Genomic DNA, 16,398 nt, shown 5'->3' with positions numbered 1-16,398 from the left:
GGAGTCTATATTGTGAAAAGCAATTTAAAGAATGTAGTTTTAAAATATAAATCTTTAATAGGTCTTTTGATATTATGTATCGTTATATCATTTATCACACCTAGATTTTTAACCATACCAAATATTAAAAATATATTTACCCAAGTTTCGGTAAATGCAGTTATTGCTATAGGAATGAGCTTCGTAATTCTTACGGGAGGGATTGATTTATCTGTAGGATCCATACTTGCAGTAAGCGGTGCTGTTGCAGCGAGTATAATAAAGACCACAGGCAACTTATATTTAGCAATTATTGTAGCTTTAGCTATCGGCTGTGTAATCGGTCTCATAAATGGTATTCTTGTTTCAAAAGGTAGAATACAAGCTTTCATAGTTACACTAGCTACAATGACTATCTTTAGAGGTGTAACTTATGTATATACAAATGGTACTCCTATTTCAGGACTGGGACAGAGTTTTTCAGGGATAGGAAATAAGATGTTTTTAGGATTACCAATTCCAGTTATATTTACAATTTTAGTGTTTGGAATAGCATTTTATGTTTTAAGTCAAACTAGGTATGGTAGATATCTTTACGCACTAGGCGGAAATGAAGACTCAGCAAGATTATCAGGTATTAATACAGGCAAGATCAAGACACTTGTATATGTTATCTGTGGCGCGACAGCAGCCTTAAGTGGCATAATTGTTGCCAGTAGAATAGGATCTGCTTCTCCAAATGCTGGAGTAGGTTTTGAGTTAGACGCTATCTCAGCCGTAGTACTCGGTGGTACTAGTTTAACTGGAGGAGACGGCAGTGTAATAGGTACAATAATAGGAGCTTTAATAATAGGTGTACTTAACAATGGATTAAATCTTATGAATGTTTCACCTTTTTATCAAGCAATAGTTAAGGGTTTAGTTATTCTACTCGCCGTAATGGTTGAAAAAAAGAATAAATAAAAAAATGGAGGATGATTAAATTGAAAAAAACATCAAAATTACTATCAATATCATTGTCAACTGTACTAATTATGGGAACTTTGGTTGGCTGCACTTCGCAAAAATCCGCAGACGGCGGGAAGAAAATTGGGATGGTAGTTTCAACTCTTAATAACCCATTCTTTGTATCAATGAAAGAAGGAGCAGAGAAGAAAGCGAAGGAATTAGGATATGAAATTGTAGTCCTTGACTCACAAAATGATGCTGCAAAGGAAAGATGTAATGTAGATGATTTAGTTCAACAAGGAATAAGTGCTTTAATCATCAATCCAACAGATAGCGATGCAGTTGCAAATTCAATAACAGTTGCAAACGATAACAAAGTAAAGGTTATAACAGTAGATAGAAAAGCAAATGGTGGAGAAGTTGTTTGTCACGTTGCATCTGATAACATAAAAGGGGGAGAAATGGCAGCGGAGTTCATACTTGAAAAATTAAACGGGAAAGGAAATCTAGTAGAATTACAAGGTATTCCAGGAGCTTCTGCTACAAGAGAAAGAGGTCAAGGCTTCCACAACATAGTAGATAAAAAAGCCGGTGTTAAAGTTGTCGCTAGTCAAGCAGCAGATTTTGATAGACAAAAGGGATTAACCGTTACTGAAAACATTATTCAATCCACTCCTAAGTTCGATGCAATATTTACACATAACGATGAAATGGCACTAGGAGCTATAAAAGCAGTTAAAGCAGCAAATAAAGATGTTATCATTGTAGGTTTTGACGGTAATGATGATGCAAAAGCAGCAGTTAAAAGTGGAGATCTAGCAGCTACCATAGCACAAAAGCCTGTTTTGATGGGTTCAGTTGCAGTAGAAAATGCCGTTAAAATAGCGAAAGGTGAAACAGTGCAAAAAGAAGTTCCAGTAGAACTTGAACTTATAAAAAAATAGTAATGAAATATTATTCCCCCAATAATAATAGAATATAAAAATTATAACCCAGGGGATTATCCTCTGGGTTATAATTTTATGAGATTATAATTATTAAAAGTATACTTTGTGAATAGGTTACTACTATTAGATGCTAGATGTTCAACGATATTTCAGATTCGAAGAAGATGATTTAATTACTAGCATTATTTACTACAAATCGGAGGATGATTATGAATAATGTAACAATGAAGGATATAGCGGAAATGGCTGGTGTTTCAAAGGCCACCGTTTCAATGGTTATGAATAAAAAGGATTCTAGCATAAGCGACGCAACCAGAAAAAGGGTATTAGAAATTGCTAAGAAAATGAGTTATATTCCTAACTCCATAGCCAGAAGTCTTAGCACCAAGAAATCCGGTACTATAGGAATTATACTGCCCGATATCACAAATCCATTTTTCTCAGAAATGGCAAGAGCTATTGAGGATGAGGCAGAAGGGTTAGAATATAATTTAATAATATGTAACACTGATAATGATATTGATAAAGAACAAAAATATATTGAACTTCTTATAAGTAAACTTATAGATGGCATTATTTTTATGTCTGGAGGTAAAAGTAATGAAAGTATAACCATACTAAAAGACAATAACATTCCTTTTGTATTGGTGGATAGATATATTGAAGGATATAAAGATGATTATGGGGTATTTTGTTTAAACAAGCAGGGTGTAAAAAATGGTATTAAATACTTATATGAAAAGGGAAAACGTAAAATAGTTTTCGTAAAAGGAAGGGAAAATTTAGAAGTATCAAAACAAAGATTGGAAGGCTATATTGAGGGAATGAAGAATTATGGAATATATGATGAAAAGTATATATTTGAAGGAGACTTTAATGTTGAAGGTGGTGTACTAGCTACGCAAAAAATAATAAGTGCTTTCCCCAATTTGGATGCTATTTTTTATAGTAACGATATGATGGCCCTTGGTGGGATGAAAATTTTACTGCGAAATGGGTATAAAATTCCAAGAGATATATCCGTTGTTGGCTTTGATAATATCCAGATATCAGAAATTATAGAACCAGAACTTACAACAATAGCACAACCTATATATATAATGGGCAAAAAAGCGTGCAGTATTTTAATAGGTGTTATAAATGGTGAGTTACCTATTGAAAAACAAGTTTACTTTGAAACAGAGCTTATTATTAGAGGAACTGCATAGATTTCTATTTTTATTAAAGACAATAAGTCTTTTTGTTAAAAATAAGAATTAATTATTGTGGCTTAAAGGTTTATAGTGCCCTTCATAATTTGTTAACATTTTTGCCGTTTAAGTGCCATGGTATAACTTTATTATATATATAAAGGATAGAAATGAATAAAATAATTAAATCATCTCCTGCGGAGCTGCAATATACTAATTTACACTTCCTTTGTGCCCTCCCTTTCGCTGAGGAAGTTTTCATATTACTTTTATGTTAGTTGAAATATAATAAATTATGATTATTACTGGTATTATTATATAATATAAAAGAAAGTTGAAAATTAGCAAGTGCTATACTAGATATATAAAGGAGAAAATATATGAATGAAACCATTTTAATTGTAGATGATGAAGAAAGAATTAGAAATCTTGTGTCCATTTATTTAAGGAAAGAACAATATAATATTTTGCAAGCAGAAAATGGCAATGAAGCTGTTAATATATTTAATAAAAATAAAGTAGATTTGATTATTTTAGATGTAATGATGCCTATTATGGATGGCTGGGATGTATGCAAGGAAATAAGAAAGACCTCAAATATCCCTGTTATAATGCTCACAGCTAAATCCGAAGAAGATGATGAATTATTGGGGTTTGAATTAGGCACGGATCATTATATTACGAAGCCATTTGTCCCAAAGCTACTAGTTGCTAAAGTGAAAGCAATTATAAGGCGAACTTACAGCACTGAACCTGTTCTAAAGGAAGAAAATAACTTTGACGGCCTTGTAGTTGATAATTTAAGCCACGAGGTTGCTGTAGATAATAGTGAAATATATCTATCCCCAAAGGAATTTGAACTACTAAATTATTTTATACTTAATAAAAGGATCGTATTAAGTAGAGAAAAAATATTGGATGCTTTATGGGGTATTGACTACTTTGGAGATTTAAGAACTGTAGATACTGTTATAAAAAGATTAAGAGAGAAGCTAGGTGAAAAATCTTATCTTATAGCAACCATAAGAGGAGCTGGATATAAATTCGAGGCGAAAAATGAAAAGTAAAAAGAGCATCACTAGAAAGCTTTTCGCTATAACCTCTATAGTTTTTATAGTGTTTATAACTACTAATTTGATAGTACAGTCTGCATTCTTTGAGCAGTTTTATATAAAATGGAAAAAGAATAACCTTGAACATAATCTTGTTAAATTCAAAAGTGAATATTCTTTACTCCAAAAAGATGAAGATAAAATTAATTTAGTTAGTTCTTTTGAAGAAAACAATAATTATAAAATAATTACACGAGATAGATTAGGAAATTTGAAATATCTTACAAAAACAATTGATGAAAGAAAAGACTCTATAAAAGTTAGAATCATGAACCAAATAATGTCATCTGAAATAGAAAATAGCGGTGGTATTAATAAATTTAAAGAAGAAGGAAAATCCCTGATTTTTACTACTGAAGAAACCCCCGATATGGTAGCAAGTGTATCAGGTATATTATATGCTGAAAATAGCGATGAAATTGTGTATGCTTTTGCTTCACTACAGCCAGTAAATGAAGCCGTTCAAGTTATAAAGGTATTTTACTTGTATTTCTACATAGGTGCCCTAGTTATAACTCTATTTCTTTCTTTAATTTACTCAAGCATGATTGCAAAGCCATTGATAAAAATAACTAAAACGGCAGCTAAAATGGCAAAGCTTGACTTTACAGAAAAATGTGAGGTTAAAAGTGAAGATGAAATAGGAGCTCTCGCGACTTCACTTAACCTTCTATCAGAAAATTTAAATGAAGCATTAACCTCACTTAAAGAATCTAACGCACAATTAGAAAAGGATATTGAGAAAGAAAAGAAATTAACAGAAATGAGGAAAGACTTTGTGGCATCAGTTTCCCACGAGCTTAAAACTCCTATAACCCTTATAGAGGGATATACACTAGCGTTAAATGATGATGTTTTAGAAGGCGCAGAAAAACAATATTTTATTGATATCATAATGGATGAATCAAGGAAAATGAACAACTTAGTATCAGATATGTTGAATTTGTCTCAACTAGAATCTGGGAATTTTAAATTGATTGAGGAAGTATTTTTTCTTGATGAACTAATAAATCCAGTTACTAAGAAATTTTCATCCCTACTTAATGAAAAAAACATTAAGCTCGAATTAAATTTAATCCAAAATGTAAAAGTAAATGCAGATTGGAACAGAATAGAACAGGTACTAACAAACTATATGACTAATGCAATAAGACATACTTATGATGGCGGATCCATAACAGTAAAAATGATAAATATAGAAGGTGCTATCCGCGTCGAAGTGGAAAATAGCGGAAGTAAAATTGATGATACTGAAAAAAATAAGATATGGGATAACTTCTATAAAATCGATAAATCAAGGACTAGAAAGCTTGGGGGCACTGGTCTAGGTCTTTCCATAGTAAAAAACATAGTATTACTTCATGGTGGTAGCTGCGGAGTAGAAAACACAGAAATTGGAGTTCAATTTTATTTTATTTTAAAAAAACAATAGTTAGCCTGTAATTATAGCTACTATATTTCAAAAATGGTATGTAAAATGATTTGCTTTATCGTTACGACTCAGGCAGTCCAATAGTGAATAGCTGAGTCGTAACTATCATTTTACATGCCATTACATATTTAAATTATAATTTTTATAAACTTATTTTTAAAAAATGTATACGATTTGCTCCCCAAGAATCTCTATAAAATATGTTTAAAGCCTCAAAGGTATGTTGAGAAATTAAAGGCTGTAAATATCTAAAACCGGTGATAATCGCAGAGTGAAAAATATTTCCATTATTATCTTCAAAAAAAATCAAATCACCTAATTCAAGAAGGCGAGTATCATATATTTCAAGACCCTTAATCCCTGAAGCTTCAGATTGTTGATTAGTCTTTAAAGACCAATAAAGGGAATTTGCCACAGCCCATGGAACAGACCATGTGTCATCCTTTGTACTATTAGTATTAGCCTTTCTGTACCACCAAGGATGTGAGCCATTAAACCTCATAGGTGCTCCACCAGCGAGTAGGCACTGAGATACAAAGTTTGCGCAGTCGCCACTAGTCTCATTATTAATAAGAGAGAAGTACCTAAAACTGGGGTTTGGATGCAAGGCATAGGTCATTGCATAATTAACCGCATTTATTCTAGAATATTGATTTGATCTAAAAAAATCCATGTTACACTCCATAAAATTACTATTATTAAATTCTATGATAAAGACAGTGAGAAGGTTCATAAAAATTAAAATTTCAGATTATATTCACAACCCCAGCGAACGTTATATAATAATGACTTTTTGGTGGGGTTGTAATCTTGGTTCAACTCAAACATCAAGATCAAAACTCCGTAACAAAATAATTTTTTATTCATAATATATGGTGAAAACTATTTTTTATGGAGGATATACATGTACATGTGTCCCTATTTTTATAATATGATGAGATTAAATAAATATATGCAGCAGAACAATGAAATGATGCTTGCTAATACGATGCGATCCATAGCACGAGCTTCTGATGTATCCTTAAATGACACCAATATAAATTTAATTTTAGATTTAAAAAATCATCTCTATGAAATTCCAAAACATTTTCGCAAGTCGACTAATATATTAAGTACACAAAGTAGTAAAGAATTAAATCTTAGTGGATTAAACACATTAAACATTTCAGGTAGTCAACAATTTTCCGAGTATAATCTGCCTCTTGTAATAAATAGTCTAGGAACTTCATTACCTATAGCAGTTATTGACTTGAGGCAAGAATCACATGGGTTTATTAATGGAGTCCCTGTTAGCTGGGCTAATGCAAAAAATGATGCTAATATAGGATTAACAAAGGATCAAGTGATGTCTGATGAATATAAAAAATTAAATAGTATTAAATTAAATGTGCCTATTACTTTTTATAATCATAATAATATAGGTATAGTTCCAAAAAAAGTTGAAGATGAAGAGCATCTTGTTAATTCTAAATCACTATCATATAAACGCATTCCTGTTACTGATGGTAAGATTCCAACAGATGATATGGTTGATTACTTCGTAGAGCTCGTAAAATCACAATCTAAAAATACCTGGGTTCATTTTCACTGTAAACAAGGTATAGGAAGGACTAGTACCTTCATGATTATGTATGATATGATGAAAAATGCCCACCAGGTTATGGCAGATGATATTATAAATAGACAATTACTATTAGCAAATTTTGATGAGAGTCATATTAAATCTTTTTATAATAATAATGAAAGAATTAATTTTCTGCGAAATTTCTATAAATACTGTAATGGAAATATAGATGTCTAATATTAAATGGAGCGACTTTAAAAAAACTCTCAATAGTAGTAATTTTATGAAAAATCCTACAACTCCAACTTATTTATATGTTATTTCTCAAGATACAATGACGCCTTGTGAGCGGACAATGATAGCCACCCTTCAAGGGCTTATTAGTAGTCAATCATCTATTCAAATATATACACTTAATTCCTCACAACCAGATTATCAAATATGGCTAGATGATTTAAAAAATAGTTATGGAGTTTTATACGAAAATACATCAGATCCGTGGCGCTTATTAGATGTATTTAAGGATTATATTGATGGATATGTACTTTACAATAATAAATCGCTAAAAGATCCTTCGATAAATAATGCTTGTTCACTTGCCTCGTTAAATAATTGCATTGCAGTTGATGAAGCTATCCAAGACAAAGTACGCGCCTATGGAATTACAAATATTAAAGGCGATTGCAGAAACACAGATGAAAAATGGGCGTACGATAATTTATGGGATTCTGGCCTCAATCATTCCATAATAATTGAGTTATCCCCGAGCAAAGATTCCGCCTTAAGAGATTATGGTATAATGACCAAATCCCTAATATTTTATGAGGATAAAATAAATGATACAACGCTTCGCGATAAAATATTCTCATCCATGGAAAAGGACTCCATTTGCCTCGGGTGGGGACCCGATGAATTTATTAATATAAGTACGGTTTCAAAATATGGTATTAGCATGGTTGCTGCAGATTGGTCGTATAATTTAACTGTATTAAGTTCATTCCCATTATTACCAATGACTCAAAAAACGTTAATGAACAGTCCTAATAAAGAAAATGTTCATAATGTAACATTTATTGTGTCAGATGGAGATAATCAACAGTGGAACCTTGGAACTAATTATGGTTCTCACAAATGGTATGGTTCTCCTTATAAAGGCAAATTTAATTTGGGGTGGTCATTAAGCCCATCTTTATATTACCTTGCACCTACTGTATTTAAATTATATTATGAAAGTGCAGCTCATGGAGCTACTAATGATTATTTTATAGTTCCACCATCTGGAAATGGGTATATGTACCCAAGTAAATTTGATAAGGATGCTCTCGGAATATATATTAACAGATTAAATGATTATATGAAAAAAGTAGATCAAAAATATATATCAATTATAGATGACTCGTCTTTTTATGATAAGGAGCTTTGGGGCAAATTTACTATGAAGTCTAATATACATGGGTTGTTTTATCTTGATTATCATAGGCACGATAATTATCACGGAGAAATTATTTGGTCTAATAATAAACCTATAGTGTCCTGCAGAGATTTACTTTGGGATACTCTTGAAAGTGAAGATGAGCTCGTGAAAAATATTAATCATAGAGTTGACTCTGGGCAAGTAGATATTTCTAATTCTAATAGCTACACCTTTGTCTATGTTCATGCTTGGAGCAAAAGCCTTAGTAATATTGAGAGGGTTGTGGATAGGTTAAAGGAAAATCCCAAAGTGGCAATAGTGACCCCTGAAACATTTATGAAGTTAATAAGTAAGAATGTTAAATAATCATCTTCGACGCTGCACAGATCCGAAGATGATGCACTAACGACTTCAGAAGGGGATTTATATCCCCACTGAAGTTTTCTCTTTATTATAGTATATCTTTTATAAACTTCTGGTAGGATAGGGGTAACCAGTTTAATTAAAACTGGTTATTTTAAGGGTATCAACTCCAGTTTATCGTTCCATTGCTACACATACCCCTATGTAAACTGTACTCCAGCTATATTATTCATCCCCTTATTTGTCTAATACAACATAATTAGTGATGGTTTTATTATTTGGACTCCATATTTCTTTAGACTGATTGGTGTGTAAATCATAGTAAAATATAGTGTTAAGCTTTTTTGTATATCCTCCATCATTTACAAAAGATTTTGCATCAAGTTTTGTTGCTAAATAAAAAAAACCCTTTCCATCTGCTGAAAATCTTGCATTTTTAATTTCTTGAAATTGCTCCGAGCTTTTAAATACTTGTTTTATTTCTCCTGTTTCTACATTTTGGGTGCAAAAGATATTTTTCTTGTTATGAGCATCATCTAACCACTCCGTACTTATAGAAATTAATAGAAGACTTCCATCTGGCGATAATGATACATTATTCACAAATTCCTTCATTGGCTTACATTCCTTAACCATTTTCCCATCTTCATCATAGATTGTGAAATTATACTGTGATGGTTCCAACGCAAGCTGGTTCTTACTTGCTTTATCCATATTATTTAAACTTTTTGCTTTAGAGTATGTTGCAACTGCTACCAATTTTTTATCTTTGCATATATCAAAATTTAAAACTTCTATATCCTTATCCTGATTTCCAAATACCTTCACTTCTTCTGTTTTTAAATTATAGGAAGCCAATTCAGAGTTCTCATGATTCTTTCTAGTAATGCGCATAAATATTTTTGACGTCAAATTATCAATATACAAATATTCAACTAAAACAATGTCATTTTTTTTTAGACTTGTAAGCTGAAGTTCTTTCTGTGATGTTAAATTAAACTTGAATAACTGTGCAAATTTTTTGTTGGTATCCATTTTAGGATAGTACAAATTACCGTCATCTGAAAATACATTAGGCATAAAAATCCCCGGAGTAACTTGGGTTTTTAGCAAAACAGCCTTCTTTGATATAGTATCCAGCTTATAGAGACTAACATCTGCATTTTTTTCAAAACAGGAAATAGATATCATTTGAGCTGCATTCTTTGTAATATTTTTATTACTCTCTGAGGCCTTATTCGAATTACATCCAGTAGATAGCAAGCTTAATATTGAAAATAATGATATGACAATAACCACTTTAAATTTAATATTTTTAAACATAATACGCTTACCTCCCTAAATTTATTTTCGTTTTAGTATATAATCAATTGTTAATCAACAATCTTTAGCCAGCTTTCTAGCTGTATTTTCAAACTGAAAACTCCCTCATATTATAATTGAAAAATTTCCTCGCCCTTGTATCAATTGATAGTGCATGTGGGTTCTCATTGACATTGAGCCTCTGCACATATGATTACAGACCATTAACCAAGTCATTGTAAACAATGGTTCAGTACTAGGTATATGCTACCACATGCACTCTCAATGTAAATGATACTCTTCGCCAACCCACATTAAAATTATCAATTGCAAATTAGGGTATAGGAAAAATTCAACTATAAAATGAAGGAGTTTTCAATTAGTACATACACCAGCTAAATATATCGAATTTCCTTTATTATTCATGCATCTTAATAATAGTCTCCCTTTGTTATTTTATTGTTTTTTCGCAAAATTCATAGCAACAAATTATCGTGACTCTTTTAAGATCGGAGATATATTTCTTATTGATATTCTTAGCACGAACCTTCGACATATTCATAATTAATTATGAACATATTTTCCTTGAAATACTCCGGTTCCAAGAGAAAAGCCAAAGTCTTTAAAGGCCTCTGGTCGTAAGTCTAATACATGATTATATTTTCTTAAATTTCCAATATCATTTTTATAAAAATATGCTAATCTTCCAGTAGATGCACAAGTTAGTCTTATCTGTGTATTCTTTGCACAATTATCAGCATACATATCTGTCGCACAGTCCTTATAACCTAATGTATTGTCATACATTCCAATAGCATCTGTATACCATGTAACTCCACCAGCTGGTGAGGTATATTGGGATGCAGCAGCTGCATATGAACGTGTAATAGCAGAATTAGTCTTATCGGAATAGATAACCCCGTTGATTGTTATTTTTATAGGCTCTCCTAAACCATCGTAGTACACTTTCATACCAGCTTGAGGTAAAGGTGTTTTAACGGCAGATGTCGGTACTTTAGATGCTACTTTTTTATCAAGAACAACCTCCTTACCATCTCCACCCTTATAGCCATCTTGTACTAAAATCAGTTGAACACTTTTATCATATTCAATTATTGTACCTGGTTTCATTTGAGAAGGAACTGCATTAATTGAAGTACCTACTATTGATTGGGACGCACTACTTGTATTTGTTACGTCTTGTACACCATAAACTGGTAAAATTGACACCGTCATACCAAGACTTAAAATAATGGTTAGTAATCGTTTCTTCATTAACAATTCAACTCCTAATTTTTAATTTTCCATTAAATATAAATAGTCATTTATATTTAGTTGGATTTTTTGTACCGGATGTACCAAAGCGATTATATAAGAACAAAATACCAACTTCTACACATTTGTATATAATTGGTATTTTGAATTTATTGTAATAATGAGTTTAAACCTAATCAATAAATATCTTAAAATTCATAAATGGATGGATCTTTGTTGCATTTTTATTTAAGTTAATAGCTTACATATACCTATATAAACGAAAACTAATAAACACACTAACTTGCCATAATAACTTTCTTGTGCAATAAATATTTCCTTATAATGATCATTGTTGATAATTATGTCTTTTATTACATTTATTTAATTTTATATGCTTATATTACACCATACAAATACTAAATGCAATATTTACCACGATATGTAATTTCGCTTTTATAATAACTATAAAGAGAAAAGGAAAGGACTAAGGGCAGTTATATTAGAAAATATAAAATCTAACATGGTGGTGAATAAAATAGATTGGAGATTATTAGCGGATAGGATAGTGGTATTTTTGGTGTTTATAACTTGCTTTCTCTTTTTGAACGATAAGTTTTTTAAACACTATCCCTGTTCTTCTCACATCCTAATTTATTCAGTATGCTATTTAGTTAAAAAACCTTATAAATTATCATTATAATCGCAAACAAAACCATTCAATATAATAAAAGTTATATTGAATGGTTCTGATTTTACTTGTTTTCAAGCCTTTTTAGTGATTTTATATGTATTTTTCAAAGATTTCATGGTATACTTGTAATGTAAACATAAAGTATACATGGTAAAATGCATTGTAAACAATGGTATACACGCGTTAACAATTAAAAATTATTTACATTATATAAAAAAATTCAATGATAAATATAGTAAATCACTAAAAAATCATTGAAACCAAGTATCCTAGGAATTATACTGTTTATATAGCAGCTTCTAAGAAGATGAACAGCGCCGAAGGTGATAATTTAACAGACATTTCAGAAGGAAAGTCTACCACTTCTATAAGATGTAGTATAAATCTCCTTCTTAAGTCGTTAATATTGCAGCTCCGCAGGAGATGATTTAACAAGCTGTAGATAAATTTAGAGTATAAATGCCATTAAGTTATGAAAATAATTAAATTTATTCTATTTATTATAGAAAATACAGGCCTAAGAGAGGAAGTACGAAATGGATGCAATATTAAGCGTAAGAATCAGTGATGAATTAAAACAAAAATTTAATGAGTTGGCTCAGAGTGAAGGAATAAACAATAAGGAATTGATGGAGCAAGTAGTTAAGTATTACGAATTAAATAGAGCAAGAGAAGGGGACAGCACTATGTCCGAAGATATAAAAGAATTACAAACAATAACCAGTAGAATGGCAGATATATACATAAACATAGTAGAAAGAAATAATATTAAAGCCTTAGAGGTAAAAAATATCCATAGAAATGAGTTAATAGACAATAATAAGGAAAATGAAAAACTAAAAGGAGAAATTACATTATTAAAAGAAGACAGCAAAAAAATAAGCTCACTGGGAAAAGACCTATCTGATGCAAAGCATATAACTAAAGAATTACAAGAAAATATTAAGAACTTAAAAACCCTTAATAATATGCAGGAAGAAAAAATATTAAGCCTAGCTAATACCAATGAAATATACATTAAATTCGAAGATGAGATTATAGAGCTTAAAACATCCTTTGATAAATCATTGGATGAAAATATGCAACTTAAGAATGAATTGTTAAGTAAAAAGGCTGAACAAGATAAATTAATAAAACAGATAGATGAATTAAACCAAATAAACAAAAATAAAATAGATGAACTGCAAATTAAAGCTAAGCAAGATGTTGAAATACAGCGGGAAAGAACAAGCTTTGAAATGGACAAAGAACTTTTAAAATTAAAAGAGGGGCAACAAATCAAAACACAGGAATTACAAGAAAGCTTTAATGAGAAAATTACTAATTTATTAAAAGAAAAAGAGGAAGCGGCGGAAAAATTTAAAAATATGATTTTAGAAATGGATAAAAAAGAAAATGAAGCTAGCGTTATTGCTAATAATAAATAACACACCAACAGAGACTGATATAACCTATATTTTTAAAAGGTAAAATTGAATAAAGAAATAAGAGGTATACTTTACTATAAAATATCCTGCTTCTAAACTGTACATTCCATAATATTAAATAAATTGACACCCTCACCATTAATCTTATTGGTGTCAATTTACTTATGACATAGTTTACTTAGTAGGGTAGGGTATACTTTAATTCTATTATTATGTATACGGAACACCCTTTTGACTTGTTGTATCAGCCCGTGACACTGGATAACTATGTGGCCATATCCCTTAAAACTAATTAAATTGGCTTTGTAAATTTACACTTTCTTTTATTTAATAAATTCTCTAAGCAAATTCTTAAGGTTACCATCCATTCAGGTTCATTTTCATTTTTCTTCTACAGAGCGTAGCAATCGCACATATCCATATAAATAACTATATCTTTTGAATATAGTTAATAATTTTAATAGTTAAATTAAAAGTTTGTTCCATTTTCTTATAATTATCTACTATTCCATTGATCTCTATATATAAAACTTTTTCATTGAATTTTTTTCCTTTCCTAATTTCCATACAGAATAAATCTTGCGAACTTATCAAACTAATAATCTCATCATCTTTGAATAATTCAGCTAAAGTATTTTTGTTATTAGTTTTTATTATAAATTTATTAAAAATTTCATTATCGATTTTTGCATTTTCAAGTTTATTGAAATTAACAAATGGTGTATATATGCTTCCCTTTATTCTTGATTTAAAAACAAAATTGCCTTTTGTAATATAAGAAGCTGTTATCTGTGTATTCATACCTCTTTTATCATTAGCTCTCCTGAATGCTTTATAACATATGTAGCCTTCCAAATTTTTTATTTTTATACTTTGCTCTTTTATTATGTTTCCTTTTTCAAATATGCCATTGTTATCCAAAGCAAATTTTCTCCATACAGGAGAACAAGTCCAGCCGAATACATCTGATATACTTGACTTATTAATATCCAACACAAAATCACTCCTTGTCAAATTTAGTGTACTTGCTTGTATACCAATTAATTTTACTCGTTTTATAATCATAAATAGCAAATTATTCATTCTCAAGCATTTCATTTTACTCAATTGCAAAGCGATATGCCACTTTGTAAATTGAAATGCAACGTTTGTAATTGACAATTGAATATTTGTAAATGAAATGCAACCTTTGTATCTGAAAAGCCAGTTTTGAAACCCAAAAGCCACATTTGTAATCCAAATGCAGTTTGATTTTTCGGTTTTTTGATGTATGATAATAGAAAATATGCATGCCGAATAGAGGTCAACTCACTCTCGATTTTTTTGTAATCGGAGAATCCACCCCTATTTTAGGATTGTATGGATAGCTGGCGGCACTGTTTTATATTTTTATTTTTTGAGAAGAATTGGTTTTAACATGATGTCGCTGGCTGCTACCGGTGTACACCCTAGGTTTTGTAAAATCTCTTCTCCATGGTAAAAGCTGAACGTTTCGTATGGGCTACGGTTGTTCAGTTTTTTTCTTTTATAGGAATCAATGTGATTCATCATTAGGCTGATATTTTCCTGTGTCAGATGATCGAAGCTGTTTCCCTTCGGAAGAATCCGCCTAATCATCTCATGGTTAACCTCAATGGCTCCCTTTTGATAGGGACTTCCAGCATCACAATAAAATACATTGGTACGATGTCCTGAGAATTTTTCAGTACCATATTCAATTGCCTTTGGATTCGAAAATTCGCTCCCGTTGTCTGTAAGAATTACAGGGAAAAGGGCTGTAAAAACCTCCTTCCCAAGGGTTTCATAAAGTGTTTCATAAATATCCGTTACTGATTTTGAAGTATTTGCATCTCTAAGAAATGCTAACATCAAGCTGGTATCTACAAAGTGAATCGTTAAAAGGCATTTGCCACCCTTACTTCCAATCACAGAATCCATCTGTACAACAGTGGTATCCTGATTTTTAGCAAGGAATGCCTGAAAGTCATTATAGTTGCGCCCAATGCGGCAGCCTTTATCTACCTTGAATTCCGGTTTTTTATACCTTTCGCGGAACTTGACTTTTCTCGGAAGATCAATATTTCGCACATCGAAAAGGCAGGCATCTATGTAGTTGTAAATAGTCTTTTCACTACACATAATTTCATCTTCATGCGTAACATATATCTGATGAACAGATTGACCGTTTTGAACTAGTGGAGAAATTATTTTATTGAGTCTGGCTACTTCATCTTCCGATACACACAATCCACTTCTGGACTGTGAAATGGCTTCGTGAGCTTTCATATGGGCATGCTCCGCATTGTATATATTTTTTAATAAAGAGCATTTTCCAAGCGTTTCACAACCATTACAGACATAGGGAACCCTAAAGCGGGCAGTACAGATTTCCAAAATGAAATCAGGACAGTTATCATTACAGGATTGACAAAGCTTACAGTAGATGGTTGTTTTTCTTGTGCAGTTTTTACCGCATACATCCTTATACCTGCAGTTAAAACGATTTTTACAGGCATTGTACGGATATCCCGAATAACCTGTTGCAACCTCTGAACTGTGCTTACGTATTTCTCTGGAGATGGTGGTTGGATTCTTTTCCAATCTTCGGCTGATTTCTTTAAAGGAAAGACTTTCTTTTAAGAATTTTTGTATCTCGAGCCTTTCTTCATAGGTGAAAAACGTTGACATATATCCTCCATTCTGCCGCCAACTCTTTTAGGATATGTAATTTTGAATGTTAGTAAAACAAAAGACTGACACATACCAATATTT

At 31.3% G+C, this 16,398-nt stretch carries 11 protein-coding genes and 1 pseudogene; 7 read left to right on the top strand and 5 right to left on the bottom strand.

Annotation, left to right across the window (positions count from 1 at the left end; translation table 11 throughout):
• The first annotated feature begins 12 nt into the window (after nucleotides 1–12).
• The 5 genes from ACWJKS_RS09005 to ACWJKS_RS08985 all read left to right on the top strand — a co-directional run bounded on the left by ACWJKS_RS09005 (nucleotide 13) and on the right by ACWJKS_RS08985 (nucleotide 5,608).
• Nucleotides 13–942, top strand: a complete 930-nt coding sequence (locus tag ACWJKS_RS09005; protein WP_462961002.1) for an ABC transporter permease subunit — start codon at nucleotides 13–15, stop codon at nucleotides 940–942.
• 20 nt (nucleotides 943–962) lie between these two features.
• A complete protein-coding gene (gene rbsB / locus ACWJKS_RS09000) occupies nucleotides 963–1,871 on the top strand; it encodes a ribose ABC transporter substrate-binding protein RbsB (RefSeq protein ID WP_462961001.1) in 909 nt (302 codons plus the stop codon).
• A 212-nt stretch (nucleotides 1,872–2,083) separates the two neighbouring features.
• Nucleotides 2,084–3,082, top strand: coding sequence for a LacI family DNA-binding transcriptional regulator (locus tag ACWJKS_RS08995; protein WP_462961000.1), 999 nt, complete (start codon nucleotides 2,084–2,086; stop codon nucleotides 3,080–3,082).
• Between the two features lie 362 nt (nucleotides 3,083–3,444).
• Complete coding sequence (locus ACWJKS_RS08990; RefSeq protein ID WP_462960999.1) at nucleotides 3,445–4,131, top strand: response regulator transcription factor; 687 nt, start codon at nucleotides 3,445–3,447, stop codon at nucleotides 4,129–4,131.
• The gene (locus ACWJKS_RS08985) at nucleotides 4,121–5,608 is read left to right on the top strand and encodes a sensor histidine kinase (RefSeq protein ID WP_462960998.1); all 1,488 of its coding nucleotides are present in this window, start codon (nucleotides 4,121–4,123) and stop codon (nucleotides 5,606–5,608) included. Before ACWJKS_RS08990 ends, ACWJKS_RS08985 begins: the two co-directional genes overlap by 11 nt.
• A gap of 142 nt (nucleotides 5,609–5,750) precedes the next feature.
• Here the strand turns inward: ACWJKS_RS08985 and ACWJKS_RS08980 are convergent, their stop codons facing one another.
• Nucleotides 5,751–6,281 (bottom strand): amidase domain-containing protein, encoded by a 531-nt coding sequence (locus ACWJKS_RS08980; RefSeq protein ID WP_462960997.1) that lies wholly within the window; start codon nucleotides 6,279–6,281, stop codon nucleotides 5,751–5,753.
• Between the two features lie 360 nt (nucleotides 6,282–6,641).
• Here ACWJKS_RS08980 and ACWJKS_RS08975 point away from each other — a divergent pair.
• Nucleotides 6,642–8,952: pseudogene (locus tag ACWJKS_RS08975) on the top strand (GxGYxYP domain-containing protein); the annotation flags it as partial.
• A 234-nt stretch (nucleotides 8,953–9,186) separates the two neighbouring features.
• Here ACWJKS_RS08975 and ACWJKS_RS08970 read toward each other — a convergent pair.
• Entirely contained in the window at nucleotides 9,187–10,272 is a 1,086-nt protein-coding gene (locus ACWJKS_RS08970) for a hypothetical protein (RefSeq protein WP_462960996.1), read from the bottom strand.
• Nucleotides 10,273–10,815: 543 nt separating this feature from the next.
• Complete coding sequence (locus ACWJKS_RS08965; RefSeq protein WP_462960995.1) at nucleotides 10,816–11,526, bottom strand: hypothetical protein; 711 nt, start codon at nucleotides 11,524–11,526, stop codon at nucleotides 10,816–10,818.
• Between the two features lie 1,209 nt (nucleotides 11,527–12,735).
• Between ACWJKS_RS08965 and ACWJKS_RS08960 the strand changes: the two genes are divergently transcribed.
• Nucleotides 12,736–13,626, top strand: a complete 891-nt coding sequence (locus ACWJKS_RS08960) for a hypothetical protein (RefSeq protein ID WP_462960994.1) — start codon at nucleotides 12,736–12,738, stop codon at nucleotides 13,624–13,626.
• Between the two features lie 429 nt (nucleotides 13,627–14,055).
• Here ACWJKS_RS08960 and ACWJKS_RS08955 read toward each other — a convergent pair whose 3' ends face one another.
• Together ACWJKS_RS08955 and ACWJKS_RS08950 are read right to left on the bottom strand one after the other, a co-directional pair.
• Entirely contained in the window at nucleotides 14,056–14,619 is a 564-nt protein-coding gene (locus ACWJKS_RS08955; RefSeq protein WP_462960993.1) for a hypothetical protein, read from the bottom strand.
• Between the two features lie 396 nt (nucleotides 14,620–15,015).
• Entirely contained in the window at nucleotides 15,016–16,314 is a 1,299-nt protein-coding gene (locus ACWJKS_RS08950) for an IS30 family transposase (protein WP_462959832.1), read from the bottom strand.
• Between the last annotated feature and the right edge of the window lie 84 nt (nucleotides 16,315–16,398).

Source organism: Clostridium sp. CM038 (genome assembly GCF_055081105.1).
The sequence above is the reverse complement of the archived record's forward strand: the minus strand, read 5'-3'. Positions and strand labels throughout refer to the sequence as shown.

Excerpts from the sequence above, each read along its gene's own strand:
- ACWJKS_RS08980 (WP_462960997.1), bottom strand. The coding sequence starts at position 6,281 with ATGGATTTTTTTAGATCAAATCAATATTCTAGAATAAATGCGGTTAAT.
- ACWJKS_RS08965 (WP_462960995.1), bottom strand. The coding sequence starts at position 11,526 with ATGAAGAAACGATTACTAACCATTATTTTAAGTCTTGGTATGACGGTG.
- ACWJKS_RS08985 (WP_462960998.1), top strand. The coding sequence starts at position 4,121 with ATGAAAAGTAAAAAGAGCATCACTAGAAAGCTTTTCGCTATAACCTCT.
- ACWJKS_RS08960 (WP_462960994.1), top strand. The coding sequence starts at position 12,736 with ATGGATGCAATATTAAGCGTAAGAATCAGTGATGAATTAAAACAAAAA.
- ACWJKS_RS08970 (WP_462960996.1), bottom strand. The coding sequence starts at position 10,272 with ATGTTTAAAAATATTAAATTTAAAGTGGTTATTGTCATATCATTATTT.
- ACWJKS_RS08990 (WP_462960999.1), top strand. The coding sequence starts at position 3,445 with ATGAATGAAACCATTTTAATTGTAGATGATGAAGAAAGAATTAGAAAT.
- ACWJKS_RS08995 (WP_462961000.1), top strand. The coding sequence starts at position 2,084 with ATGAATAATGTAACAATGAAGGATATAGCGGAAATGGCTGGTGTTTCA.
- ACWJKS_RS08950 (WP_462959832.1), bottom strand. The coding sequence starts at position 16,314 with ATGTCAACGTTTTTCACCTATGAAGAAAGGCTCGAGATACAAAAATTC.